Here is a 21,692-nt window from a genome sequence, read left to right on the forward strand (position 1 = left end):
AGCACCAGCACGAACACCGAGGCCGGGCTACCCCGAGCTAGCAGCCGAGTTCGGCGCGCAACTGCGATACCTCCTGGGCGATGCGAACACCCCGGTCCGTCTCCGCCGGCGGGCCGCCCTCCCCCAGTACCGAGAACAGCTCACACCAGCGCCGGTCCGCGACCTGCTGCGCGTGGTGCGTGTACCAGATGCCCGCCCCCGACACCGCAAGGACGGAGACCAGCACGGCGAGCAGCGCATACCAGAGCGGCACCGGCCGCCTGTGCGGGCTCACCGGTCACCCACCGACGGCACGGGAGACGGCGATGACGAGGGCGGCGGCGGCTCCGGCGACGCCGGTGCCGACGACAGCCCACCGCCCGGGATATGCCCCGCCAGGACGAGCTGCAGCACGCCCGGACCGGCCATCAGAGCGGCGCTCACCAGCAGAGGCGGCAGGCCAGCGCCCGTCTTCAGGCTGTACGCGAACCCCGCCAGCCCGGCTGCGAGGGTGGCGAGATCCCGCACGAGCGGGATGCGTTGCTGCAGTGTCACTCACATGCCTGCCCTTCCGGTTGACCTGCCCAGACGTGCGCTGGACGGTCGTCAGTGCTGCTGCGGGGTGGTGGGCGTGGTGATGGCCTCGCGGATCGCGGCGATGTCGGCGGCCATCCCCTCGACCTTCGCGACCAGGGCGGCGTGCTGCTCGACGAGCTGCGCGGGCGCGAGCACCAGCGCGCCAGCCGCCGCGCGGCCCGGGCCCTCGTACCGGCCGGCCGGGGTGACCAGCTCGTTGCGCAGGTTGGACAGGTCGGCGAGGATCGCGCCGACGGTCCGGTTGGGGTTGTCGGTGCCCGGCACCTTGTCGGTGAGCTGCACGTCGATCTCCTTCGCTGGTGTGGCCGGTGCCGGTTTCGGCGCCGGAGCCTTGATCAGGCCGATGTGGATCAGGTAGCGGCGGAACAGCGGGGTGAGGTCCCGGCCCGCCCGGGTCGCGTCCCGGAAGAAGCTGATGTGCGTGTGCCAGAGGTGGCTGGAGTCGCCCGAGGCGCGGCGGCCGAGCCGGTCCCAGCGGCGTACCGTCCGCCCGTCCGGCGAGTAGATGACCTCCCGGATGTCGCGGGCGTCGGCCGCGTTCGCCACGCACTGCGCCACCAACCACGCCGAGAACGTCCGCAGATTGTGGGTGGCGCCGCCGGAGCGCACCGAGAAGGGGCCGACGTCCAGCGCCGACGCGAACAGCGTCAACCCGGACCGGTCCCGGGACGACTCGATCACCGAGTAGTCGTTCGTGACGACCCGGTTGGAGCCGCAGTGGTAGCCGCCCCGGTGGTCGGCGTCGCCGACGATGCCGACCTCGGCCGGCTCCAGGTCGTCGACGCGCGTCCGATCCTTGTCGACGTTCAGGTAGGTCAGGAGCAGCGTGCGGACAGCGAGCAGGTTCGGGGGCGCAGAGGTCATCGACGGTTCTCCTCAGGAAAGGCGTCTTCGGGGTCATGAGCCAGTGCGTGCACCGTGGCGATGGCCAGCAGCGATGGGTGCAGCGGGCCGTCGATCAGCGACACGTCCCAGCCCTGCCCTGAGGGCGGGGCGTAGCCCCCGCCCGGCAGCCGGGTTGTCGGCTGCCCCCGGTCAGGGTGGTCCTGCCAGTCGTTGGGGATCCCGTACCGGGCGCGCAGCGCGGCCAGGTCCTCGTCGCTGTGCCCGTCGGGCAGCTCGTGCAGGTGGATACCGGCGGCCGCTGTCTCCAGCCGCAGGTATGCGGCCATCAGGCGGCCAGCCGATCCCAGGACACGCACATGCTGGCCTGCTCCTCACCGATGACGATGGTGTTCAGCGATCCGCCAGAGGACTGGGTGCCCTGCAACTCCACGTAGTCGCCCTCGTTGAGGTAAACCAGGTGCGCGCGGGCGGGCACCCGGGTACCGCCACTGCCGGTGGGTGGCAGCACCACGGAGCCGCCGTTGACGGGAGTGCCGTTGACCGCCCACCGGCAGCCGCGCGTGCCGGTGGCGTTGGCCGTGATCGTCACGCCGCCGCCAAGCCAGTACCAGCCGGGGTAGCGGGCGGTGTAGCGACTCGTGTTAGACACGGTGGAGTGCCCACCCGCCCCATCCGGGTCGTCGTCCAGGTCCTCCACGCCCATCGTCAACGCCACCCACGTGGCGCTCGTCAGGGACTGCGCGGCCGACTGGCGTAGCACGGCGGCGGGCTTGTGCATGAGGAACCGCAGAGGATCCCGCAGGTAGGCGTGCAGGTTCGTGGAGCTGAGGGCGTCAACGCCGTTGGTCCAGGCGGCCTTGGTCTCGGGTACGGAAGGCACGGACACCTCCTCAGTAGGCGATGACGGCGGTAGAAGCGGCCAGATCCCCGACCATCACGCCCGCTGGCGGCTGGCCGGCGGCCGGGCCGAGTAGCGGCGACGTGTTGAACTGGATGAACCGACGGGCTCCCGGGCCGATCGTGTGATCGATGCCCTGAACGATGAGATGCCCCACGTCGTCCGGGCTGCCAGCGGGTAGCCCGGTGATTTGGATCCGGGAGCCGACCTTCAGGGCGAGCAGCTGCTGCCGCTCCGAGAGCGTGCGTCGCAGCATGTTGATGCGGATGCTGGGCGCGCGGGTCCGCGACTGACCGAACGCCGCCAGCGCCCACGAGGCCAGGTTCGCCGGGTCAGAGTCGATCGAACTGTCCAGCTCGTACTGTTGCCCGGTGACGCCGTACCGCAGCGCCAAGGCGCGGTTGCTGCGGCGAACAGCACCCCCGCCGGTCCGGGTCACGGTCACATCAGTGACGGGCTTGTCAGGCCGGTACCGCAGACCGCGGTAGCCGACCCAGCCGAACGGGATCGCCAGGTCGATCGCCTGGTTGTACCGGCGAGATCGGGGCACGGCAGTGATCCGGCCCGCCCCGTCCGTGATAAGGATGTCCTGTCCGGTGGTTGCCGCCCGCCGCAACCCCTCAGCGGGGCCCAGACCTGCGAGGCGGGCAGCCTGCATCGGCGTCGAGCACGCCTCCGGCACGACGACTTCCGTGGCGGGCACGCCGGCGTAGCCCGCCAGGGTCACGATGCGCTCTGCCACCGTCTGCCGGTCAAGGCCGCGGTACCCGTGCCGGTGTTGAGCCAGATGCTCCGCCCACGGCATCGTCGAGGCGGCTGGACCGACCCGCACCTGCACGTGCCCGAGCGAGCCCTTCCACAAGGCGTAGCCGATGTGGAGCTGGTTGAACGTGATCGACCCAGGCGGCGATGGCGTCGTCGCGGTGACCTGCACGTCGGCTCCGACCCAGAAGTCGATCGCACCGGACGGAAGGGTGTACCGGACAGTCACCAACCGCCACGCCTCAGTCTCCAGCTGACGGCCGCTCACCGCGGCGGTAGGGGCACCGCCGTTGACAGACACGGTCGCACGCCAGATGTTCGCGCTCGGGTCGCCGCCCACGGTGATCTGCTCATCGTGGTCGTCCGTGGTCAGCCAGAGGGCGCTGCTGTTCGGCGGGGTGATGCCCGCGTTGACCTTGTGTGATTCGAGGTACGCCCAGAAGGTGACTGCGATGGTCTGGCCCGATGCGACCTGAACGTTCAGGTCGCGAGACACCAGACTCGCGTTCCCGTTGAACGTCAGCCCGTCCTCGGACATTGACTGAAGCCATTGGGGGTAGGACTGGTCATCCCCGGGCGGCCCGTCCAGCGATGCAGGGCTGATCAGCTGCTCCGGGTCGACGTTGGGTAGGGGCGGGAAGGCACCAACCTGGCCGACCAGCATGCTCAGTTGCGCAGCCGCGTTCGACGCCATCATCGGAATGCCCGGGTCGGTGAGCGGGAAGTGCAGCACCATCGGCCCGCCGTGCGACCTGATGTGCTCGGCGAGCGTGCCCTCGAAGGTTGGCGCGGACTCCAGCCGGCCCATCCAGTCGACTGCCGAGACAGTCACCGGCTGGGAGCTGCGCGGGTCCACGATCTGCATGTCGGGGATCTCCAGGAAGCCGGTGCCGAGCAAGTACTCGTTTCCGCCGACAACTTCGGCGATCTGGACGCGGCGTCCCTGCTCCCAGCGGCCAGCGTACGGGCTGGCCGAGTTGTTGGGTGTCATGGCGTTGTCGCCGTTGCGGACCGCCCAGCTCATCTCGGTCGGCTTGACGTCGGCCTGTTCGTCTTGCCTGCCGATGGTGACTCGTACCTCTTGGCCGCCGTCGCCGTAGTGAACTCTGCTGGTGATGTCGGTCCACGCGGGTGACGGGTCGGCTGGGTCGCTGTCCAGGGCAGCGCGCACACGGATGTCGGGATTCACCGGGCTCTCCTACGTGGTGACGCCGAGGTAGCGGCCCACGGTCTGCCCGCGCAGGCTCGCCGCGTCGATCAGCTCGTTCTTGAGGGTGCGGCCGTCGGGCGTGGCCACGATGAGCCGAAGCACGCCGATCCCACCCCCACCCCCGCCGCTGCCGGCGCCGGTCAGGGGCTGCACGGTCGCGCCGCGGCCCAGATGCACCAGCTCCGGCCCGGCCTCGCCGACGATCGCCATGCCCGCGCCGAGGATGTGACCGCCCTTGGCCAGCATCGGCAGGCGCGGAGCGCTGATAGACCGGCCGCCGATCCCGGGCACCCAGCTGGGCACCGACCAGGACAGCCGGCCCACGGTCGCGTTCCACGCGCGCGCTACCGCGTTGAAACCGGCACGGAACGGGGCAGAAACGACCGACGCGACGTTGGCCAGCCCACGACGCAGCCGCCCCGGCAGCCCGGTGAACCACCCGACGAGGTCACCGACCTTGTCCCTGATCCACCGGCCGGCGGAGGCGATGCCGGACAGGACCGCGCCCCAGAACCCGGAGAAGACCGACCACCATTTCTGGAAGACGGCCACCACAAAGCTGCTCACGTGCTCCCACAGGCCGATGAAGAACTTGCGGAAGGCCTCGCTGTTCGTCCAGAGCAGGTAGATCCCGGCGACCAGGGCGACGATCGCGAGGATGACCAGACCGATGGGGTTGGCCATCATCGCGGCGTTCCACAGCCACTGCGCGGCCGTCGCGACCTTCGTGATCCCGGTCCAGATCAGCGTCACCGCGTTCCACGCGGCCATCGCCCCCTGGACCGCCCACACGCTGACCGCCAGCCCGGCGATGACACCGCCCACCGTGAGCAGGGTGGACGAGTTGTCGATGGCCCACTTCCCGACCTTCTCCAGGGTGGGGATGGCCTCGCCGATCTTCTCGACGAGCGCGGACTGGACCTGCCGCTTGAACGCCTCCAGCTTCTGCGCGGAGGTCTTCTCCAGGGCATCTCCGGCCCGCCCGGCGGCGCCGCCGACATTGCCCAGGGACTTCGCGGCGGTGTCGAGGTCCAGCGCCCCGAGGGCACCCTGGAGGTCCTCGGCCTTCGTGCCGAACAGCGCCACCGCGGCGGCCTCGCGCTCGGTCGGGTCCTTCATCGCCTGGAGCCGCTCCAGCACGGTGCCGAGGGCGTCGCGGGCGGCCGGGCCGCCCTTGGCGAAGATCGCCGTCATCTTGTCGGCGTTGAGGCCGATCGCCTTGAAGCCCTCCGCGCTGCTCTTCGACCCGTCGGCGGCCCGGATCGCGAACTCCTTCAGCGCGTCCGCGACCGTGTCGAGGTCACGCGCGCCCGCCTGCACGCCTTGGTTCATCAGGCCCATCGCGTCCGCCCCGGACAGGCCGAGCTTGCGGAACTGGGTGGAGTACTCGCTGAAGTTGTCGAGCAGGTCCCCGGCCTGATCGCCGCTCTCCTGGAAGCCCCTGGTGATGATGTCGAGGGCCTCTTCGGCGTTGCGCGCCAGGCCGGTCTTGACCATCTGTCCGGCCGCCCGGGCGGCCTGGGTGACGTCCAGGTCGAAGACCTGCGCCAGGGTCTGGGCCTTGACGGTGATGTCCTCGATGATCGCCGCGTCGGCGTTCTTCGGCAGGAGACCGGACTGCATGACCGCTCGGGCGGCCAGCATGGCGTCTGCGGCGGTCTCGCCGAAGCCTCGGCCGTAGACGCGGCCGGCGGCCTCACCGATGCGCTGCGCGAGCGCCGGATCGCCCACCTGCGCGCTGAGCTTCGCGCGGGCGGCCTCCAGGTTCATGCCGCCGAGCAGCCCCGCGCCGATCCCGGCGGCCATCGCGGCGCCGACGACGGGCGCGTACTCGCGGGCCTTCTGGCCGGCCTGCCGCATCCGGTCCTGGGCGGCCTTCACGCCGCGCGCCAGGTGTGTGTCGTCGGCCTTCAGGTAGGCCACCAGCTCGCCCAGCTTCAGCGCCATTCGGATGACCTCCTCGGTGGACGCACGTCGGTACCGTGCTCGGGTCACGTACCGCTACGGGAGGTAGTTATGAGGGCACGTCACGCTCTGGTCTGTGTTGCGCTGGTCGGCGCGCTCGCCGGATGCGGAGGAACCGACGAGCCGGCCGCGCCAGCACCGGCGAAGAGCGGGGCACAGCAAGCCGTGGACGCCATCGCCGCCAAGTGGCCGGCCCCGAACCCGCGCGACACCTCCGACGGGTGCCGGGCGAAGGAAGGCGACACCGCGAAGGGCTGCGAGTCCCGCGTCACCACCGACGCGGTCACCGTGCTGGAGTTCGCCGACGAGGCCACCGCCGCCCGGTGGGCGAAGGAACTCGGCAAGGCGGGTGACACCCGCCAGGCGGGCCGCTACGTGCTGTCGTGGACGGCCCGGGAGCAGGACCTGACCAGCGACGAGGCCCGCGCCGGGATGGTGGCGATCGTCAAGGCGATCTAGCGGCCGGGGAGGTCCGGAGTCTCCGGCTCGGGGGCGAGCGCCCGGTGCAGCCGGGTGTCCGCCGCGAGCAGGCCGACGATCCGGGCCTCCAGCCACCGCCACGGCCGGGCGCGCATCAGCGCCCGGTCCTCGACGTCGATGCCGTACTCCGACTGGAGGTCAGCCTCGATGAGCGGCCAGTGCGTCAGGATCTGCGCCCACGAGAGCCCCTCGCCCGTCCTCTCCCGGACGACCTGCTCGGGGATGTCGTACCACTCGTAGAGGCCGGTGTGCGGGTCCTGCCGGCCGCGCCCGTACTGGTCTGCCCAGCTGCCCGGCGTTCCTTGCGGTTCGCCGGGCGCCACGCTTCCGGGCGGCCACCGGACTTCCAGTACCGCTCGGCGGCCTCCTCGCCGCCCACGATCCACGCGTACGCGGTCGCGCCGCAGTACTGGATGTGCGGGTGAGACACCCCGTCGGCCATCATCGCCTGGTAGGCGTCGCCGAGGGTGCGCTGCGCCAGCGTCAGGTCGTCGCCCTTCAGCTCCGGCAGCGCCTCGATGCGGCCGATCGCGGCCTGCATCTCCTCCTCGGTCGACGCGGCGTGGATCCGCCCCCCGGCCTCGGCGAGGAGCTGACACCACAGGCCCAGCTCCGCGTCGGGCAGGGGCACCACGTACTCCCGCTCGGTGCCGTCCCGGCCCGGCACCCCACCGAGGGTGAGGCCCGGGTCGAAGTACTGGCTGAGCCCGGAGAGCGTCGCCATCAGGCGTACAGGTAGTCGTCGGCGGTGGTGTTCGGCGAGGTGCCGCCCGGCGTGGTGACCGTGACGTCCTTCGCGCCTGCCGTGCCGGCCGGGGCGGTGGCCACGATCAGCGAGTCGGTGACGACGGTGTAGTTGGTGGCGTTGTTCGCACCGAACTTCACCGCAGCGGCGCCGGTCGCGCCGGTGAACTTCGCGCCGAAGATCTGGACGAGGTTCCCGCCGGCGGTGGAGCCGCCCGACGGGACGAGCCCGGTCACCGCCGGCAGCGCGTTGCCGGCCGGGTTGCTGATCGGGAGGAGCTTGCCCTGGCCCTGGATGACCAGGGAGATGACGTCGAGGGCGCCGGGGCTTCCGCCGTCCGGCGGGAACGCCTTGACGAAGGCGCGGCCCTCCTTGGCGTTGCCGTCGTCCAGGCCGTCCTTGTCGTACCAGCGGACCCCGAACTCGGCGGCCCCCTGCGCGCCGAGCTTCGCGGCCTCGAACTTCGTGCGCAGGAACCGGTGCACGGTGTCGAGGGCACTGCCGGCGGCGTTCTTCGAGTGGAGCAGCTTGATTTCCAGCCGCCAGCTGTAGCCGGTGACCTGCTCGCGGGCGGCGCCGTCGTCCTCGTACGCCTCGTCGCCTTCGGTGCGCAGCTCCTCGACGAGCTTGACCTCCTGCATGCCCATGAGCTGCTGGTACTGGCTGGCCGGGTAGGTGGCGGTGTCGATGTCGACGCGCATCCGCCGGGCGAGGGCGGTCACGCGGGTGGTGGGGGTCGTCGGCATGACGTACTCCTCGCTCAGTCGGTGCGGTTGGGTGTCGGGCGCATGGCCTCGACGTAGTAGTTGCTGCTGCTCTCCCACCGGCTGTTGTCGTCGGCGCCGAGCGCCGTGTACGACTGCCGGTAGCACTGGACGATCGGGATTCCGCCCCAGGACAGGCCGTGAGCGCTGTCGAGGGCCTCGAAGATGGCGTCGGCCATGTCCTCGGCCACCCGGGGGTCCTTCGTGCCGCGTACGCGGATCTGAACGCCCTGGGTGTAGTCGGCGAGGCCGGTCGGTGAGGCGACGACGTACGGGGCCAGGGTGATGATCCGGTCGGGGGTGGCGGGGATGGCGCGGATGTAGATGCCGACCTCGTTCGCCTGGTAGGCGCCGGAGGCCCGCCACGTTGCCACGCCAGCGGCCTGGAGGTGCTCGGCGCAGCCGGTGAGGAGTCGGGAGGTCCAGCCGTCACCGGTCGCCATGGTCAGCCTCCCTTGCTGCGGGCTGCCCTGGCGATCAGGGCCAGCATGGTGTCCCGCTCGGTGCCCATCGGCTCCTCGAGGTACTTCGCTTGGCGGCCGTCGTCGTGCCGCAGCGTCAGGTCCTCGTGCTGCCGGACCGCGTACGGCCGGTCGAAGGACACGGCGACGGTGCCGGAGCTTCGTTCGCTGGACACGTCACCGGAGCGTTCCAGGTCGCCCTCTTCGTGCGGGGCGAGGCTGGAGGCCACCTGGAGTAGGTGCTCGGCGGCCAGCTCGGTGCCATCGAAGGAGGCATCCTGTAGGACGGCGAGGACCTTGTCGCCGTCCCAGTCGATGCGGAACTCGTCTGCCACGACTCACTCCAGGGACAGCTCGACGTGCTCGGGAAGCCCAAGGCCGTGGTCTTCCATCACGGACACGGCGAGGACGCGGGCGGTGCGGCCGGTCCAGGGCAGCGTCACCAGCGACCCGGGCGGCGCGACCGTCGCCATCGGCGCGAACACGGTGGTGCTCGACACCGCTTCGCCGCCCTCGGCGTCCTGGGTTTGCGCGACGACCCGGCGGGTGGTGTCGTCGACGACGCACGGGGCCACGTCGGCGGGGTCGGCGTACTCGTCGCCGTACGCGCCGGAGCCGGTGAGCGCCTGGACGCGGACCACCCGCGGCTCCGGGATGTGCAGCTCGCAGAACTCCTCCCACGTCACAGGTCACCTGCTCTGCGGGCCGTGGCCGGTCAGCCCGGCGGCCTGGAGGATCGTCCACGCCTGCTCCCAGAGGGAGCCGATCCGGACCGGCGCGTCGTCGCTGCTGCCCGCCTGCACGCTGAGCCGGCCGATGGAGAAGCCGCCGCGGCGGGTGCCGCCGAGGCCGGTGCTGTTGCCGTGGGTCAGGTTCGCCGCGACCTGCTCCAGCGTCGCCTCCTTGATCGCAGCCACGACGGCCGTGTCGGTGGAGTCGTAGACGGCGCACAGCAGCGCCCGGTCCACGTCCCGCGACGCCCGGATGAGCAGCTGCGCCGCGTTGACGGGAGTGCGGCCGAGCTTGTCGGCCAGCTCAGCGACGGTGGCGTAGGAGCCCGGGATCTGCGGGTCGGGTCCGGCGGGAATCGGCACAGCACACCTCCAGGTGAAGCAGTTGACGGCTGGGCGGCGGGCCTCAGAAGAAGGTGACGATCTGGACGATGCCGTTCGCGCCGTTGCCGCCCGCCCCGGAGTTGTTGCCGTTGCGGGACGCGCCGCCGCCGCCACCGCCGCAGCCGTACCGGCCGCCGTTGCCTCCCGCGCCGGCTGCCGCGGTGACGGAGGCCGCACCGCCGCCCGCGCCGCCGCCCGGTAGCGGCGACCCGGTGGGCGCGTTGTTGCCGTTCCCGGCCGGAGCGCCGTCGACCACCCCGGCCGTGCCGGAGGTGACGCCCTGCGCGTACGTGGAGAACCCCTGCGCGCCGCCGTTCGCGGCGACGTTGGACGTGTTGATGCCGCCGCCGCCTGCGCCGCCGAACCCGCCGCTCACCGCGTTGCCGGCGCTTCCGCCAGCAACCGTGTTGCCGAACGCCCCGTTGGCGTTGGCCGGGGCGAGGCTGGATCCGGCCGCGCCGGTGGAGTTGTTGCCGCCACCGCCACCCAGGCCGCCGTAGGCGACCAGGACGTTGGCCACGACGCTGTTGCCTCCGGCGGCACCGTTGGCCCCGTTGGTGTCGTCGGTGGCCACGGCCGCGCCGCCGGTGCCGCCCGTGCCGACGGTGACGGCGTGCGTCGCCGCCAGCGCCGAAGCGGGCAGCGTGACGGACACGATCGCGCCGCCCGCGCCACCGCCACCGCCCGAGCAGGCGCTGCCGGTCGCACCCCTGCGGCCCGATCCGCCACCGCCACCGGCGCCGATGGCGGTGATCTGCACCGTCACCGCTCCGGCGGGTTTCGTCCACGTGCCGGCGAATTGGAACGTCTGGACGTCCGGGGCGCCGGATTCCTTGCGGACCCCGGCCTGCCGCGCCCAGGTGCCGTTGCGGAATTCGTCGCCGTTGACCTCGTCGATGAGCACGTTGTGGGTGGCCGCGCTGTTGTTGACGAACGCGGACGGAGCGCCGGCCACCGCCGCCTCACCGCCACCCAGGTGTACGTACGTGTAGTCGACGCCGGCAGCGAGGGTGACGTTCTTCGCCCGGTATCCCTTGACGCCCATGATGCGGTTGCGGGACTGGCGGACGTCGACGCCCGTGTCGATCCACGTGGCCACGTTCTGATCGCCGGGGATCATCCCGTAGATCTCGTTGCCGCCGAGGTCGAGCGACGGCGGCGGCACCAACCGGATGTAGCTCGTGCCCGTGCCGGCAGCCGCCGGCTCCTCCCGGATGTCCCACCACTGGAAGTCGCGGATGACGTTGCCGTTCCCGGCGTGGTGGAAGAGTGTGCTGCCCGCCGACGGGTGCAGGTACTCGTACCACCAGGCGTCGAACAGGTTGAAGCGGGAGGCGAACTGCGCGTTGGACTCGACGATCGCCGCCCCTGAGGGGCCGACGTCGCCGGACGGGATCACCGACCGGAACCCGAAACCCCGGAAGCGGTTGCCGTTCGGCTCGTTCGCGTAGAAGTAGGGGACGTCGTTGTCGCGCGCCGAGACCGGCGTCGACATGATGATGCGCTCGAAGTCGCACAGGTACGCCCCGGCGCCCGGGCTCTCCGCCAGCTCCAGGCACGGGCCGCCGGTGTTCATGATCGCGATGTCCCGGAACGTCGCGGACTGCATGTAGCGGATGCGCACACCGGCGTTGTTCCGCGTGGGGTCGGGCGCGCCCGAGCCGACGATCAGCACCTGCGCCAGCGGGGTGACCTTGCCCATGAAATTGGACGGCGCGATGTAGCCGGTGAAGTCGAGCACCGGCCCGGTCTGCGCGGAGGCCTTGATGACGCTGGCCTTGGGCACCAGTCCGGACAGGCCGGCACCGGCGCCCAGGATCTGGCAGGTGCGGCCGGACATGCTCAGCGTGGTTTGCACGTCGATCGTCATTCCGGCCGGGATGTGCACCACCGTGTAGTTGCCGCGGGTCTCGGCGTCGTCCAGCGCGTTGATGAACGCCTGCCGCGTGCCGGGGGTGCCGTAGCGGCGGTTGTTGGCGCGGATGCCGAAGGTGTCGACGGCGCTGCCCAGGACGTCGAGCCGGTCTGCCGTGCGGGCGTAGACCGGCCAGGCCGGGCCGCCGTCGCAGGTCGCGTAGATCACGTCCACGTTGTCCGGGAACTGGATCAGCGGGAGCATCGAGGTGGCGTCGACTGTCACCGTGCTGTTCGGGATCGCCTGTCCGCCGAGGGTCAGTACGTTCGCCGGGACGGTTGCCGCCTGGTCTGCCCAGAGCTGCACCGGCCGGGTGGCCTTGCCTCGGAAGACGCCCCCGACGATTGTCTGAACGACGCGGGAGGCCTCGTCCGGGCCGGTGAGACGCGCCATGCTGCTGCCCTTCGGTGACAGGGGTGGCGGGGGTGGCCGGCCGTGGTCCGGCCACCCCCACGATTCACTCGGCCTTCGGGCCGTACTGCTCGCGCAGCTCGTCGCGCTTCATGCCGCGCACGGACGCCTCGTCCAGCTCGGGGTGGGTGGCGATGACCCAGTCCGCCCATGCCTCCTGGGAGGCGTTCCCGGCCGGAGCGTCCGGCCGGGCGGCGTCGGCCCGGTCGCCCAGGTCGGCGGTCACCTCCGGCACCGGACGCTGCTCGACGAACACCTGCTCGGCGGCGGTGGTCTCCCGCCGCTGCTGCTCGGCGGTGTCGGTGATGACCACCTGGCCGCCCTCGTCGGTCTGCTCGATCCGGCCGACCGGTCCGGGCACGATCGGCCCGGGGCCGGAGACGGCGTGGATGCCGGGGGCGACGACCTCGGGGCCGTGCGGGTTGGCCTGGCCGGCGTTCGTGGGCGGCAGGAAGTCGCCCTCGCGCGGGTCCACGGCGGCGTCGCGCAGCGGCGTACCGATCAGACCGTCGCCAACCTCGCGCGGGTCGGGCGGCTCCGGGGACTCCGGCGGCGAGGCGATCTCGCCGTCCACCTCGTAGCCGGCGCTCCGGCAGTACTGGATCACTGCCTGGTCGTTGGTCTCAGCCGTGCCGTCTTTGAACTGCACGTCACCGACCTTGCCGTTGTACTCCCGATTCGGAGCGATGATCATCGCCATGATCAGGCGCTCTTGATGTTGCGGAAGACCGCCGCCGCCTTGGTGCTGCGGAGGACGGGAGCGACCGGGCCCAGCTCGCACTCGCCAGTCTTGACGGCGCCGGCCTTGGTGAAGTCCGGCAGCCAGGTGCGCGTGAGCTCGGCGTCGCCGGCCATGGATGCCCCGTGGAAGCCGTCGAGACCGTACCGGACGGCGTACAGGTCGCCGAGGCCGCTGATGGTGCCGCCCGAGCCCGCACCGTCGGTGTCCTTCGAGGCCAGGGCGATCACGTCGGTGTTGGAACCGGCCTTGGACTTGAGGTCGACGAGCGGGATGCCCCTGTAGCGGGTGATGGTTCGCCCGAAGGAGTCCTCGGTGGTGCTGATCTGCCCCACCCAGGCGGCGATGGCGTGGAACAGGCTGAGGGTCAGCCGGTTGCCGTAGATGACGTCCGGGTCCTCGTCCATCAGCGAGAGCCAGTTGTTGATGTGACGCTGCGCGGCCAGCGCGGTGGCCTTGTCGTTGACGGCCGTCCAGTCCACGTAGCCGGTGGAAACGCCGTTGGACAGCGGCAGGTATTCGGTGGTCGACCCGGTCAGGATCTTCGACAGGCCGTCGAAGCCGTTGGCGTCCACGGCGGTGTCGCCGTTGATCACTGCGTCGGCGAACTTGGCCTTGCTTGCCTTGATCAGCTGCTGCATGTTGAGGGTCACCGCGCCGGAGGCGGCCGGGCCGACTCGCGAGATCACGCGGTCCACCTGGAAGCTTCCGCCGAGCGGCTTCAGCTCCACGGACTGCGGCGTGGTCGTGACCTCGGCCGGGGTGTACTCGGTGTTGATCGCGCGGAACGCGGCGCCGCGCTGCGCGGTCAGGCGACGGTAGCCGTACAGCAGCGTGCTGCCGCCGGTCGGGCTGACCGCGTCGTCGAAGGTCATCCGGTCCAGGATGTCGCTGCTCTTGGTGAACTCGTCGATGACGGCGACGTCCAGGTCGGTCTGGGCGTTCTGCTTGGCCTCGGCCAGGGTTACGGGCATGGCTACCTCGTCTGGTTGGTCAGTTCCCGCTGAGTGCTGCCGTGACAGCTCCAGCAAGGCCCTTGGGCTTGGTCTTGTTGCCGCTGCCGGCGCCCGAGTGGTCCGCGCCCTGCTTGCCGGCCCCTTGGCCAGCGGTGGCGGAGAGCTTCGGGTTGGTCTTCACCGCGGCCTTGATCGCGGCGGTGACCTTGTCGTCGAAGTCGGCGGCGTCGGGGTCCAGCTCGGCGACCGAGCTGAGGAAGCCGCGGGAGTCGAGTACGGCGTCCGGGTCGGCGCCGGCCTTGCCCGCGCGCTTGTAGACGGCCAGCTCGATTGCGGTGTCGCGGGCCCGGGCGACGGCCTTGTCCCGCTCGGCGGCAGCGGCCTTGAGCTGCTCGGCGGGGTCGGTCTTGCCGTCCGGGGTGAGGCCAGCGGCCTTGAGGATCGCGGCGACGCGGTCCCGTTCGGCTTTGGCCTCGGCCTTGGCCTTCTTCTCGCTCTCGCGGGCGGCGGCCAGGGCGCGCTCGTGGCGGGCCTTGTCGACCTCGCCGTCGTACTTCGGGGTCTTGCTGCCGTCGTCCTGGCCGGCGTCGCCGTCCTGGTCGTCGGTGGTGCCCTCACCGGTCTCGCCGGCCTCCCCGCTGTCGCCCTCGCCCGAGCCGCCCGCGAGGAGCAGGATCGGGCGGCCGTCGCGCCGGTACCCGAGCACCGTGCCCGGGATGACGTGGTGGCCGGTGAGCGGGTTGACGAAGCCGGGCAGGGTCTTGGGGTCCACGGTGGTGCCTCCTTGAGGCGGGTTGGATGGCGGCCGGTCCTTGCCGGCCAGGTGGTCAGCGGGGCGTACTGCCCGCACCGATCTGCTCCCGGTAGGGGAGACGCTTCAACTCGGGGTTCGCGGCGAGGTGCTGCCGCATCGCGGCCTGCCACTGGCGGACCTTCGTCCGGGCGGCGGTCTGGCCGACGTCGTCGAGGGCTGCGGTCTCGCGCTCTTTCCAGTGGCGGATGTGCCGCTCGATGGCGCGTTGCCGGTCCTTGGCGTCGTAGCCGGCTGGGTTGGCGGTGGGTCGGGGCGGTCGGCGGGTCGCGCCGGGCAGGTACGCGCGCAGGCTGTGCGTGCAGTTGGGGTGCATGAGCCCGTCCGCGCGGGCCTCGTCCACGGTGCCGGCGATGTCGACGGTGACGGTGCCCGGGCCGACCATGCTGTCCATCTCGACCCGGCCGCGCTGGGCGCCGGAGATGGCGAGCACCTTGCCCTCCCAGGGGCGGCAGCGGGCGCACTCGCGCGGGCTGTCGGAGACGAGGACGAGGTCCAGGCCGAGGCGCTGCTGCCGGTCGGTCTGGCCCTGCACGGCGGCCCGCTGGGTGACGGTCCGGACGGCCATCTCCACGTAGCTGCTCAACCGCCAGCGGCGCCCGCGCACGTCGGTGAACGAGGTGAGGCCCTGGTCGACGAGCCGCGCGTACGCGAACTGCGCGGCCTGCCGGCGGGTCTGCCCACCGGCCACCGACACCGCCGTGGCCTGCGCGATCACGGACCGGTACACGTCCAGGACGTGCCGCAGCACGTTGGAGTGCCGCTCCCCGACGTCCCGCGCGAGCGCAGCCGCCAGGGACTCGATGACCCCGGTTCGGGGCACGATGGTGGCGGCGCGCGCGGCAGCGAGCCGCTCGGCCAGGCCCTCGGGGAGTTCCCGTAGCAGTGATGCGTCTCCGGCCCGGTACGCCTCCGCCGCGGCCCGCACGATGTGCTCGGGCGCGTCGGCGTCGAGGCGTCGCAGCACGTCGGCGGCAGCCCGGCGCAGGGCGGCGAGCGCGTTCAGGCGGTCGTCGGCCCAGGTCGGCCCGTCGATGCCGTCGCGCAGGTAGCGGGTGACGAGCTGGAGGATCTGCTGTTCGGCGGCCCGGTACAGGTCGACGGTGTTGCGGGTGATGGCGGCGATCTGTTCCGGGTCGACGGCCACCGGCTACTCCTCGGGCGGTGCGTCCTCGGGCTGCTGCTGGTCGCCGGGCGGCGGGGTGTTGCCGGCCAGCGCGTCGAGGCTGCCCGAGACGTCCACGACCGGCGGGGCGTCGCCCTTGATTCGGTCGACCTCCTCGCGGACCTGGATGTCGTCCCACTCGGGGTGCACCATGCGGACCATCGTGTCGACGGAGACCGCACCGGCGGCGGAGAGGAGCTGCACGGTGCGGGCGACCTGCTCCGGGGACTCGCTGACGGAGTCGCCGAACTCGACGTTCGGGCGGACCGGGTCGGCGGCCCCGTTGAGCTGGGCACGCTCTACGGCGAGGAGCAGCTCGACGGCCTCGGCGAGCGCGGGCGCCCACGTGCCGATCCGGTTCCCGCGCGTCGTGAAGCTCTGCCGCTCCCGGGCCTGCACCTCGGTGGCGGTGACCGCCACGTCACCCTCCTCGCCCAGCGTCTGCGAGGACAGGCCGGCGTGCCGCAGCGCGGTCTCGACGATCGCGTCAGCGGTGGCCTTGTGCTCGGCGTGCCGAATCGCGAACTGGCTCAGGGTGATGCCGTTGCCGGTCTGCTGGCCGGGCAGCCCGTTGAGGGCGGTGAAGACCTCCTGCTCCGCGTCCCAGGTCGCTCCGCGGCCGGGCCCCTGCGACTGGAGCATGTACTCCGGGACGAGGATCCGGGAGCGGGCCAGCCGCAGATCCCGCATCCAGGACGTCCACACGTCGTCGAGGGCGTCGAACCACTGCTCGTTGCCGCAGTAATCGGACCGGCCGAGGTACTTGAGGGTGCCGTCGGTGCGCCACAGCCGGTTCGGGCCCGCGTTCGGCACCCGGACGACGTCGAGGCGGTCGAGGCCGGTCGGCTGGGCGCTTTCCGCGTCGACCAGGTCGGCCAGGTAGGCGGAAGCAGCCGCGTCGGTGAGCGGCACGGCCCGGCCGAGGTGGGTGCTGGTGCCCACGTGGAGGGCGTACACGATCCGGCCTGCCCGGTTGACGACCTCGTGGTGCTCCAGGAGCCGCACGTGGGTGTCGCCGTCGACGAGCAGCGTCGACCAGAACGTCACCTCGGTGAGCTTCCCCCACCGGATGACGGGGACCGCTCCGTCGGCGTGCACGGCCGTGAGGAACGCCCGGCCGGGGAGCACTTCCTCGTCGATGACGGGCCGGAGGTAGACGTCGCCGAGCGCGCTGTCGGCTTCGGCCGCGTGCAGCAGCACGGTGGCCAGGCCGTCGTCGACGAGCTGCTCCAGCCGGGCCATGACCGCCGGGTCCTCGTGGTCGAGGTTCGGGGGCTCGGAGAACAGGAGGTTCGCGCTGGTGGCGGCGAGGTCGGCGGGGAGCGGGACGTGGAGTCGTCCGTCGCGGCCGGTGTCGGGGCTGGGTGCGCCCCACAGCCAGCGGGACACCATGCCGTAGAGGCCGCCGGCGTGCTGCCCGGGCCGGGTCTTCGGGCGGGCGGTGGTGCGGTTGGCGTAGACCTCGCGGAGCCGGTCGGGATCCCCCGCGTACCAGGCGTCCCAGTCGCGGTAGGCGTTGTAGGCGGGGGTGACGTGGGGCGGCGGCCAGGCGCCGGAGGTGGGGATCGGCACCTGGCCCTCCTCGGTCAGGTCGATGGTCAGGTACGCCAGGCACCGCGTTCACGGAGGATGGCGCGAGCCGGCGCGGCCCAGTCCTGCGGTCGTGTGGTGATCCGCATGGCCGGCGGTGGACGGAACAGGCTGAGGTTCAGCGGTGCCGGCTGCTGCACCTCAGGGAGCGGCGGGAGGCATCCGGTGCACGAGCCGGGGCAGGTCGGGTAGTGCAGGTTGGTCCCGTACTGCGGCGGGGTGAGAGCGGCGGCCAGCTCGGCGAGGCTGTCCATCAGACCCGCTCGGGCCAGTGCCAGGACCCGCCGGCCTGCTCGTTCTCCTGGTGGTGGCAGCCACCGGCGGCGAGCGAGTGAAAGAACTGTCCGGTCGGGTTGAGGACGCACAGGCCGACGGTGTCGTTCTCGCCGACCTCGGTGATGATCGCGGCGCGGCACTCGGACTGGAACGCCTGGGTGCCGTCGCTGCGCGGCGGCGTGCCGTGGCTGACGTAGTGGACGATGCGGCCAACGCTGGGCTGCTGCACGGGGCTTCCTCTCGGGTCGGGTCATGCTGCGAGGGTGTGGGCGGACCGCAGCAGCGGACGCCACAGCACCTCCGGCGTCTTGATCGCGTACCTGGCGGCGTCGATGCTGTGGTCATCGGCCTTGATCGGGGCGTCTTCGCCCCGCTCGGCAGCCTTGTCATCCCAGCTGTATCCAGGAATCTCGTCGATGAGGCCCCGGCACGAGGCGTGCACGCGGAGTTGGTCGTTGCCGAGCAGCGACGACATCAGCCGGATGCCGTCCAGGACCGCATTGTCGGCCAGGGCCGGGGTCATGCCGTCCTCGTGGAGCTGCAACCGCAGGGACGCGGCGGCGGGGTCGACGACGGTCCACTCGGGCCGTAGCCCGGTGAGTCCGGTCGCGCCGGGGACCTGGAGGCGGCCGAGCCAGGCGCGTAGCTCGCGGGACAGGCCGGCGTCGGTGAGCTGGCGGCGCGCTACGGCGGGGTCGTGTCGCCACTCGTGGGTGAGGTAGAGGCGGCCGTCGTCGCCTGCGCCGAGGATGAGGGCGGCGGTGGCGTTGCGGGTGCCGTAGTCGATGCCCAGCGAGATCCAGCGGACGATCGCGGGCAGGTCGGTGACGACGTGGCGGTCCTCGTCGAACATGTCGAACACGGCGCCCTCGGCCTGCACCCAGCGGCCCTCGATGAACCGCTTGTACCAGAGGCCCACGTACTCGCGGGCCAGGTCGGCGACGTACTGCGGGTCCAGGTGCGGGTTGTCCCGCAGCGTGGAGTGCCAGGTGCGGAGGTTCAGCTCACCGGCCCGGAGCAGGTACTTCTTCCGCAGCCAGTGGTTGGGGGCGTCCGGGTTGGTGGTGCCGAACAGCTGCGCCCCGGGCACCGACAGCCGGGCGAGGACCTGGGTGAAGAACGCCTCCGGCACGGTGGTCAGCTCGTCGCCGTACGCGATGCACAGCGTCATGCCGCGCACCTTCGGTTCCGCTTTGGAGTCGTTCGCGCCCAGGACGTCGACCTCACGGCCGAGGATCGTGCCCATCGCCGCGCCCGGGTTGTACTTGATCAGGCGGGCGAGGGGGCCGAACAGGGCGGGGTCGCCGAGCACCGAGAACACGTTCCGGTTGACGGACTCGCGGGTCTTGCCGAAGAGGAGCACTCGGCCGGAGCTGGGTGCGGCGGCGATGGCCATGAGCAGCCGCAACAGCGACGCCACGGTTTTGCCGGACCGGACCGAGCCCTGCCAGATGTTGAGGCGGGCGGTGGACTCGACGATCGACCGGATGTGCACCGGGGAGAGCTGTCGGGCGACCGCGGTGGTGTCAATCGCCATCGGTGGCGGGCTGGGTGAGTTGGTCGTAGGCGGCGCCGAGGCCTGCGGCGAGCGCGCCGAGCATGCTCTTGGCGGCGTCGATGCCGGGGTCGGCGTCGTACTGGTCGAGCTTGACGGCCCGGTCGACGGCGATGCCGACGGACTGCATGAGCTTCAGCTTGTCGGCGAACGCCGGCTCGTCGAGGGTCCAGTCGACGCGGTCGTACTCCTTGCCGCCGTGGTCGACGTAGTGCGCCGGCTTCCAGAGCTGGGCGCGGAGGCGTTCGGCGTCGCCGAGCAGCGCCAGGGCGAGGGCCGCGCGGCGGGACTTGGCGTCGTCCCGGCGGGCCTCGGTCGCGGCCCGGGTGCGGGTGCGGTCGAAGGTCAGGCCGAGCTTCACGGCGATCTCGGAGACGGTCTTGCCGCTGCGGCCGATCTCCTTGGCGATGGCGTTTCGGCTGAGGCCTTCGGCGTGCAGCTCGCGGACGCGGTCGTGGTCGGCCTGGGTGACGGGGCGGCCGGGGGTGCGGGGCATGGTTCACCTCTTCCCGGAGCCTTGTCCGGTCAGGGGGTCGGGTGGGGCGGGTCGGTGATGGGGGTGTGCGGGCCGGCCTCCCGCCGCGGTGGCCGGCCCGCTTTCCCCGCCCCTGGCGTCCCGACCCTGGACGCACGACAGCCCGGGAGCGGATCGCTCAACCGGGCTGTGGGGACACTCCACCTACGTGGGGTGTGAACAAATCATGCGGTCAGGCTGCGGCAAGGTCAAGTCGGCGGGGCCGTCCGCGTGTCGAGGTACGGGTGTCGCGCTCGATGGCGGCGGCCTCGTCGAGCGGGGAGAGGCCGGCGGTGGTGGTGAGGTTCTTGCGTTCGCGCCAGCGGCGGATCATGGCGGGGGTGATGTCGGGGCCGAGCCGGGCCGCGAGTTGGGCGGGGGTGCCCCACTCGCGGCCGTCCACGCGGATCATGGCCCTCATCGTACCTTCCTAGGCCAGTCGGCCCCGCAATCGTGGTGGTACACCATAGCGGTGGTTATGGTGCGCGTTTTCTGAGTGCTGGCTGTGAATGGTTGACCTTGACGGCGGGCGGGTGCCGAGCACTCTCCTCCGCGGCGAGGTCGGCGACCGCGGCGAGCACCGCGAGGGGCACGGTGGTGCGGCCGGTCTCCCACGCGCACACCCGGCCCGGATGCACACCGAGCAAGTCCGCCGCCTGCTGCTGCGTGAGCCCTGCCCGCCGACGCCACTCGCGGATGCGCCACATGCCGCCGGTTACCTCGGGGGCTCCGTTGGTGACGCGGGCGCGGACGTGCCGGTAGCCGGGCACGCGGGCCAGGTCGGGGTCGTTGGTCATCGCCATTTCGCTTCCTTCTGGATGCTGTCGAGGTATTCGGCGAGGGTGTCGAGGAAGTCGGGCAGGTCGGGGATGCCGTCGGTGTCGCCGTCGGCGATGCGTTTGCGGATCCGGTCGACGGCTTCGGCGAGGCGCGTGACGCCCCCGATGTATTCGCGGCGGGACCGGTCGGCGGAGCGGCCGTAGTTGTCGGAGGCGGTGAGTTGCTTTTCCAGGCCGTCGATGATGTGGCCGTGTTCGGTGCAGTCGAGGGCGCGGGCGGCGGCGTCGCGTTCGCGGCGTTCGGCGTCGACTTTCACGTTGGCCCAGGCGTTGCGGTAGTGCTCGACCTGGTCGGCGCAGTCAGCGAGTGCGCGCTCGACGAGGTCGGCGTGCCAGCCTTCGCTGCGGGCGGTGTGGAGTAGGCGCATGGCGTGGGCGCGGTGGGCGCCGAGGGCGACGGTGACGGCGTTGTCGACGGCGGCGCGGTCGCGGGTCATGGTCGGCCTCGGGTGAGCGTCTGTGCGGCTGGGCTGAGGACGACGTGGCGGGGCCAGATGTGCGCGACGCCCTCGACCGCGCCCGGCATCCCGCAGCGGCAGCCCGCGCCGGTGCAGTGGCGGCCAGTGGCGCAGACGACGGTCCAGGCGTCGACGGGGCCGGCGGTCTGCACCACCAGCTGGCGTTCGCCGCAGTGGGGGCAGGGGACGCCGACGAGCGGTGCGGTGGGGCGGGGTTGGCGGATGGCGTCGCGTACCCACCGCTCCTCGTCGGCCAGGTGGCGGCCGAGGGCGGCGGCGGTGCCGGGTGACACCGCGGGGGTGCACTCGATGATGCGGTCGATGCCGTCGTCGAGTCCGTACGGGAGGCGGAGGGTATCGGCGAGCCAGTCGAGCTTGCCGTCGAGCCGCTCGCGCATCTCGGCCCACCGGTTGCGGCGTTCGGGCCGGTCGGCGAGGGCGATCATGCGGGGTGTGGGGTCGCTGTGGCCGCCGCTGGCGTGTCGGGAGCCGTAGACGGGGGAGCGGAGCACCGACGGGGCTTCCAGGTGCTCTGCGGCGATCTGGGCGGCCTCGTCGCGGGCGAGGTCGGCGAGGGTCTGGCGGGCCGCCTGGAGGGACCAGGCGGCGGCCAGGGCGTGCAGGTGGTGCGGCGTCACGGT

28 protein-coding genes are annotated in these 21,692 nt (G+C 71.8%); 1 reads left to right on the forward strand and 27 read right to left on the reverse strand.

The features are described from left to right. Positions 1-37 precede the first annotated feature (37 nt). From DQE82_RS26715 to DQE82_RS26745, 7 genes are read right to left on the reverse strand one after another with little or no spacing between them, the layout of a single operon-like run. Positions 38-274 (reverse strand): hypothetical protein, encoded by a 237-nt coding sequence (locus DQE82_RS26715; RefSeq protein ID WP_113974540.1) that lies wholly within the window; start codon positions 272-274, stop codon positions 38-40. Further along, on the reverse strand, positions 271-534 hold the full coding sequence (locus DQE82_RS26720; protein ID WP_113974541.1) for a hypothetical protein: 264 nt from the start codon (positions 532-534) through the stop codon (positions 271-273). Before DQE82_RS26720 ends, DQE82_RS26715 begins: the two co-directional genes overlap by 4 nt. A gap of 51 nt (positions 535-585) precedes the next feature. Next, the gene (locus DQE82_RS26725; protein WP_233514796.1) at positions 586-1,440 is read right to left on the reverse strand and encodes a hypothetical protein; all 855 of its coding nucleotides are present in this window, start codon (positions 1,438-1,440) and stop codon (positions 586-588) included. Further along, on the reverse strand, positions 1,437-1,748 hold the full coding sequence (locus DQE82_RS26730; RefSeq protein WP_147265170.1) for a hypothetical protein: 312 nt from the start codon (positions 1,746-1,748) through the stop codon (positions 1,437-1,439). Before DQE82_RS26730 ends, DQE82_RS26725 begins: the two co-directional genes overlap by 4 nt. Further along, complete coding sequence (locus DQE82_RS26735; protein ID WP_113974543.1) at positions 1,748-2,302, reverse strand: hypothetical protein; 555 nt, start codon at positions 2,300-2,302, stop codon at positions 1,748-1,750. The genes DQE82_RS26730 and DQE82_RS26735 overlap by 1 nt, the downstream gene beginning before the upstream one ends. Before the next feature lie 10 nt (positions 2,303-2,312). Continuing rightward, the gene (locus tag DQE82_RS26740) at positions 2,313-4,271 is read right to left on the reverse strand and encodes a LamG domain-containing protein (RefSeq protein ID WP_147265171.1); all 1,959 of its coding nucleotides are present in this window, start codon (positions 4,269-4,271) and stop codon (positions 2,313-2,315) included. Positions 4,272-4,280: 9 nt separating this feature from the next. Beyond that, a complete protein-coding gene (locus tag DQE82_RS26745; RefSeq protein ID WP_113974545.1) occupies positions 4,281-6,239 on the reverse strand; it encodes a phage tail tape measure protein in 1,959 nt (652 codons plus the stop codon). A gap of 69 nt (positions 6,240-6,308) precedes the next feature. On the opposite strand from DQE82_RS26745, the gene DQE82_RS26750 reads away from it, so the two are divergent. Next, positions 6,309-6,716: a hypothetical protein gene (locus DQE82_RS26750; protein WP_147265172.1), complete on the forward strand. Its 408-nt coding sequence runs from the start codon at positions 6,309-6,311 to the stop codon at positions 6,714-6,716. A 184-nt stretch (positions 6,717-6,900) separates the two neighbouring features. Here DQE82_RS26750 and DQE82_RS26760 read toward each other — a convergent pair whose 3' ends face one another. From DQE82_RS26760 to DQE82_RS26855, 20 genes are all read right to left on the reverse strand, one after another. Then, on the reverse strand, positions 6,901-7,461 hold the full coding sequence (locus DQE82_RS26760) for a hypothetical protein (RefSeq protein ID WP_113974547.1): 561 nt from the start codon (positions 7,459-7,461) through the stop codon (positions 6,901-6,903). Further along, complete coding sequence (locus DQE82_RS26765; RefSeq protein WP_113974548.1) at positions 7,461-8,228, reverse strand: phage tail tube protein; 768 nt, start codon at positions 8,226-8,228, stop codon at positions 7,461-7,463. Before DQE82_RS26765 ends, DQE82_RS26760 begins: the two co-directional genes overlap by 1 nt. A gap of 14 nt (positions 8,229-8,242) precedes the next feature. Next, positions 8,243-8,689 (reverse strand): minor capsid protein, encoded by a 447-nt coding sequence (locus DQE82_RS26770; protein ID WP_113974549.1) that lies wholly within the window; start codon positions 8,687-8,689, stop codon positions 8,243-8,245. Positions 8,690-8,691: 2 nt separating this feature from the next. Continuing rightward, a complete protein-coding gene (locus tag DQE82_RS26775; RefSeq protein WP_113974550.1) occupies positions 8,692-9,042 on the reverse strand; it encodes a hypothetical protein in 351 nt (116 codons plus the stop codon). Positions 9,043-9,045: 3 nt separating this feature from the next. Beyond that, on the reverse strand, positions 9,046-9,393 hold the full coding sequence (locus DQE82_RS26780) for a hypothetical protein (RefSeq protein WP_113974551.1): 348 nt from the start codon (positions 9,391-9,393) through the stop codon (positions 9,046-9,048). Between the two features lie 3 nt (positions 9,394-9,396). Then, positions 9,397-9,801, reverse strand: a complete 405-nt coding sequence (locus DQE82_RS26785; protein WP_370446812.1) for a hypothetical protein — start codon at positions 9,799-9,801, stop codon at positions 9,397-9,399. A gap of 43 nt (positions 9,802-9,844) precedes the next feature. After that, positions 9,845-12,130, reverse strand: coding sequence for a glycine-rich domain-containing protein (locus DQE82_RS26790; protein WP_113974552.1), 2,286 nt, complete (start codon positions 12,128-12,130; stop codon positions 9,845-9,847). Positions 12,131-12,194: 64 nt separating this feature from the next. Further along, positions 12,195-12,842 carry a hypothetical protein gene (locus DQE82_RS26795; RefSeq protein ID WP_147265173.1) on the reverse strand — a complete coding sequence of 216 codons (648 nt, stop codon included), beginning with the start codon at positions 12,840-12,842 and terminating at the stop codon, positions 12,195-12,197. An 8-nt stretch (positions 12,843-12,850) separates the two neighbouring features. Then, on the reverse strand, positions 12,851-13,861 hold the full coding sequence (locus DQE82_RS26800; protein ID WP_113974554.1) for a major capsid protein: 1,011 nt from the start codon (positions 13,859-13,861) through the stop codon (positions 12,851-12,853). Between the two features lie 19 nt (positions 13,862-13,880). After that, positions 13,881-14,615: a hypothetical protein gene (locus DQE82_RS26805; RefSeq protein ID WP_113974555.1), complete on the reverse strand. Its 735-nt coding sequence runs from the start codon at positions 14,613-14,615 to the stop codon at positions 13,881-13,883. A 55-nt stretch (positions 14,616-14,670) separates the two neighbouring features. Further along, a complete protein-coding gene (locus DQE82_RS26810; RefSeq protein WP_113974556.1) occupies positions 14,671-15,801 on the reverse strand; it encodes a phage minor capsid protein in 1,131 nt (376 codons plus the stop codon). Positions 15,802-15,804: 3 nt separating this feature from the next. Next, positions 15,805-17,391 (reverse strand): phage portal protein, encoded by a 1,587-nt coding sequence (locus DQE82_RS26815; protein ID WP_113974557.1) that lies wholly within the window; start codon positions 17,389-17,391, stop codon positions 15,805-15,807. Positions 17,392-17,417: 26 nt separating this feature from the next. Next, complete coding sequence (locus tag DQE82_RS26820; protein WP_113974558.1) at positions 17,418-17,663, reverse strand: hypothetical protein; 246 nt, start codon at positions 17,661-17,663, stop codon at positions 17,418-17,420. Then, the gene (locus DQE82_RS26825; protein WP_113974559.1) at positions 17,663-17,914 is read right to left on the reverse strand and encodes a hypothetical protein; all 252 of its coding nucleotides are present in this window, start codon (positions 17,912-17,914) and stop codon (positions 17,663-17,665) included. Before DQE82_RS26825 ends, DQE82_RS26820 begins: the two co-directional genes overlap by 1 nt. A 21-nt stretch (positions 17,915-17,935) precedes the next feature. Continuing rightward, positions 17,936-19,222 carry a PBSX family phage terminase large subunit gene (locus DQE82_RS26830; RefSeq protein WP_113974560.1) on the reverse strand — a complete coding sequence of 429 codons (1,287 nt, stop codon included), beginning with the start codon at positions 19,220-19,222 and terminating at the stop codon, positions 17,936-17,938. Further along, positions 19,212-19,736 (reverse strand): response regulator transcription factor, encoded by a 525-nt coding sequence (locus tag DQE82_RS26835; protein WP_113974561.1) that lies wholly within the window; start codon positions 19,734-19,736, stop codon positions 19,212-19,214. Before DQE82_RS26835 ends, DQE82_RS26830 begins: the two co-directional genes overlap by 11 nt. Before the next feature lie 211 nt (positions 19,737-19,947). Then, positions 19,948-20,166, reverse strand: coding sequence for a hypothetical protein (locus tag DQE82_RS26840; RefSeq protein WP_113974562.1), 219 nt, complete (start codon positions 20,164-20,166; stop codon positions 19,948-19,950). 64 nt (positions 20,167-20,230) lie between these two features. Further along, positions 20,231-20,557 (reverse strand): helix-turn-helix transcriptional regulator, encoded by a 327-nt coding sequence (locus DQE82_RS26845; protein ID WP_113974563.1) that lies wholly within the window; start codon positions 20,555-20,557, stop codon positions 20,231-20,233. Next, positions 20,548-21,030, reverse strand: coding sequence for a hypothetical protein (locus tag DQE82_RS26850; RefSeq protein ID WP_113974564.1), 483 nt, complete (start codon positions 21,028-21,030; stop codon positions 20,548-20,550). The genes DQE82_RS26845 and DQE82_RS26850 overlap by 10 nt, the downstream gene beginning before the upstream one ends. Beyond that, positions 21,027-21,689: a hypothetical protein gene (locus tag DQE82_RS26855; protein WP_113974565.1), complete on the reverse strand. Its 663-nt coding sequence runs from the start codon at positions 21,687-21,689 to the stop codon at positions 21,027-21,029. The genes DQE82_RS26850 and DQE82_RS26855 overlap by 4 nt, the downstream gene beginning before the upstream one ends. Positions 21,690-21,692: the final 3 nt, after the last annotated feature.

This window comes from Micromonospora sp. LHW51205 (genome assembly GCF_003315815.1).
GTDB classification, from domain to species: domain Bacteria; phylum Actinomycetota; class Actinomycetes; order Mycobacteriales; family Micromonosporaceae; genus Micromonospora; species Micromonospora chalcea.

Excerpts from the sequence above, each read along its gene's own strand:
- DQE82_RS26750 (WP_147265172.1), top strand. The coding sequence starts at position 6,309 with ATGAGGGCACGTCACGCTCTGGTCTGTGTTGCGCTGGTCGGCGCGCTC.
- DQE82_RS26770 (WP_113974549.1), bottom strand. The coding sequence starts at position 8,689 with ATGGCGACCGGTGACGGCTGGACCTCCCGACTCCTCACCGGCTGCGCC.
- DQE82_RS26800 (WP_113974554.1), bottom strand. The coding sequence starts at position 13,861 with ATGCCCGTAACCCTGGCCGAGGCCAAGCAGAACGCCCAGACCGACCTG.
- DQE82_RS26835 (WP_113974561.1), bottom strand. The coding sequence starts at position 19,736 with ATGCCCCGCACCCCCGGCCGCCCCGTCACCCAGGCCGACCACGACCGC.
- DQE82_RS26765 (WP_113974548.1), bottom strand. The coding sequence starts at position 8,228 with ATGCCGACGACCCCCACCACCCGCGTGACCGCCCTCGCCCGGCGGATG.
- DQE82_RS26745 (WP_113974545.1), bottom strand. The coding sequence starts at position 6,239 with ATGGCGCTGAAGCTGGGCGAGCTGGTGGCCTACCTGAAGGCCGACGAC.
- DQE82_RS26730 (WP_147265170.1), bottom strand. The coding sequence starts at position 1,748 with ATGGCCGCATACCTGCGGCTGGAGACAGCGGCCGCCGGTATCCACCTG.
- DQE82_RS26725 (WP_233514796.1), bottom strand. The coding sequence starts at position 1,440 with ATGACCTCTGCGCCCCCGAACCTGCTCGCTGTCCGCACGCTGCTCCTG.
- DQE82_RS26790 (WP_113974552.1), bottom strand. The coding sequence starts at position 12,130 with ATGGCGCGTCTCACCGGCCCGGACGAGGCCTCCCGCGTCGTTCAGACA.
- DQE82_RS26850 (WP_113974564.1), bottom strand. The coding sequence starts at position 21,030 with ATGACCCGCGACCGCGCCGCCGTCGACAACGCCGTCACCGTCGCCCTC.
- DQE82_RS26760 (WP_113974547.1), bottom strand. The coding sequence starts at position 7,461 with ATGGCGACGCTCTCCGGGCTCAGCCAGTACTTCGACCCGGGCCTCACC.
- DQE82_RS26840 (WP_113974562.1), bottom strand. The coding sequence starts at position 20,166 with ATGATCCGCGTGGACGGCCGCGAGTGGGGCACCCCCGCCCAACTCGCG.
- DQE82_RS26820 (WP_113974558.1), bottom strand. The coding sequence starts at position 17,663 with ATGGACAGCCTCGCCGAGCTGGCCGCCGCTCTCACCCCGCCGCAGTAC.
- DQE82_RS26795 (WP_147265173.1), bottom strand. The coding sequence starts at position 12,842 with ATGATCATCGCTCCGAATCGGGAGTACAACGGCAAGGTCGGTGACGTG.
- DQE82_RS26830 (WP_113974560.1), bottom strand. The coding sequence starts at position 19,222 with ATGGCGATTGACACCACCGCGGTCGCCCGACAGCTCTCCCCGGTGCAC.
- DQE82_RS26845 (WP_113974563.1), bottom strand. The coding sequence starts at position 20,557 with ATGGCGATGACCAACGACCCCGACCTGGCCCGCGTGCCCGGCTACCGG.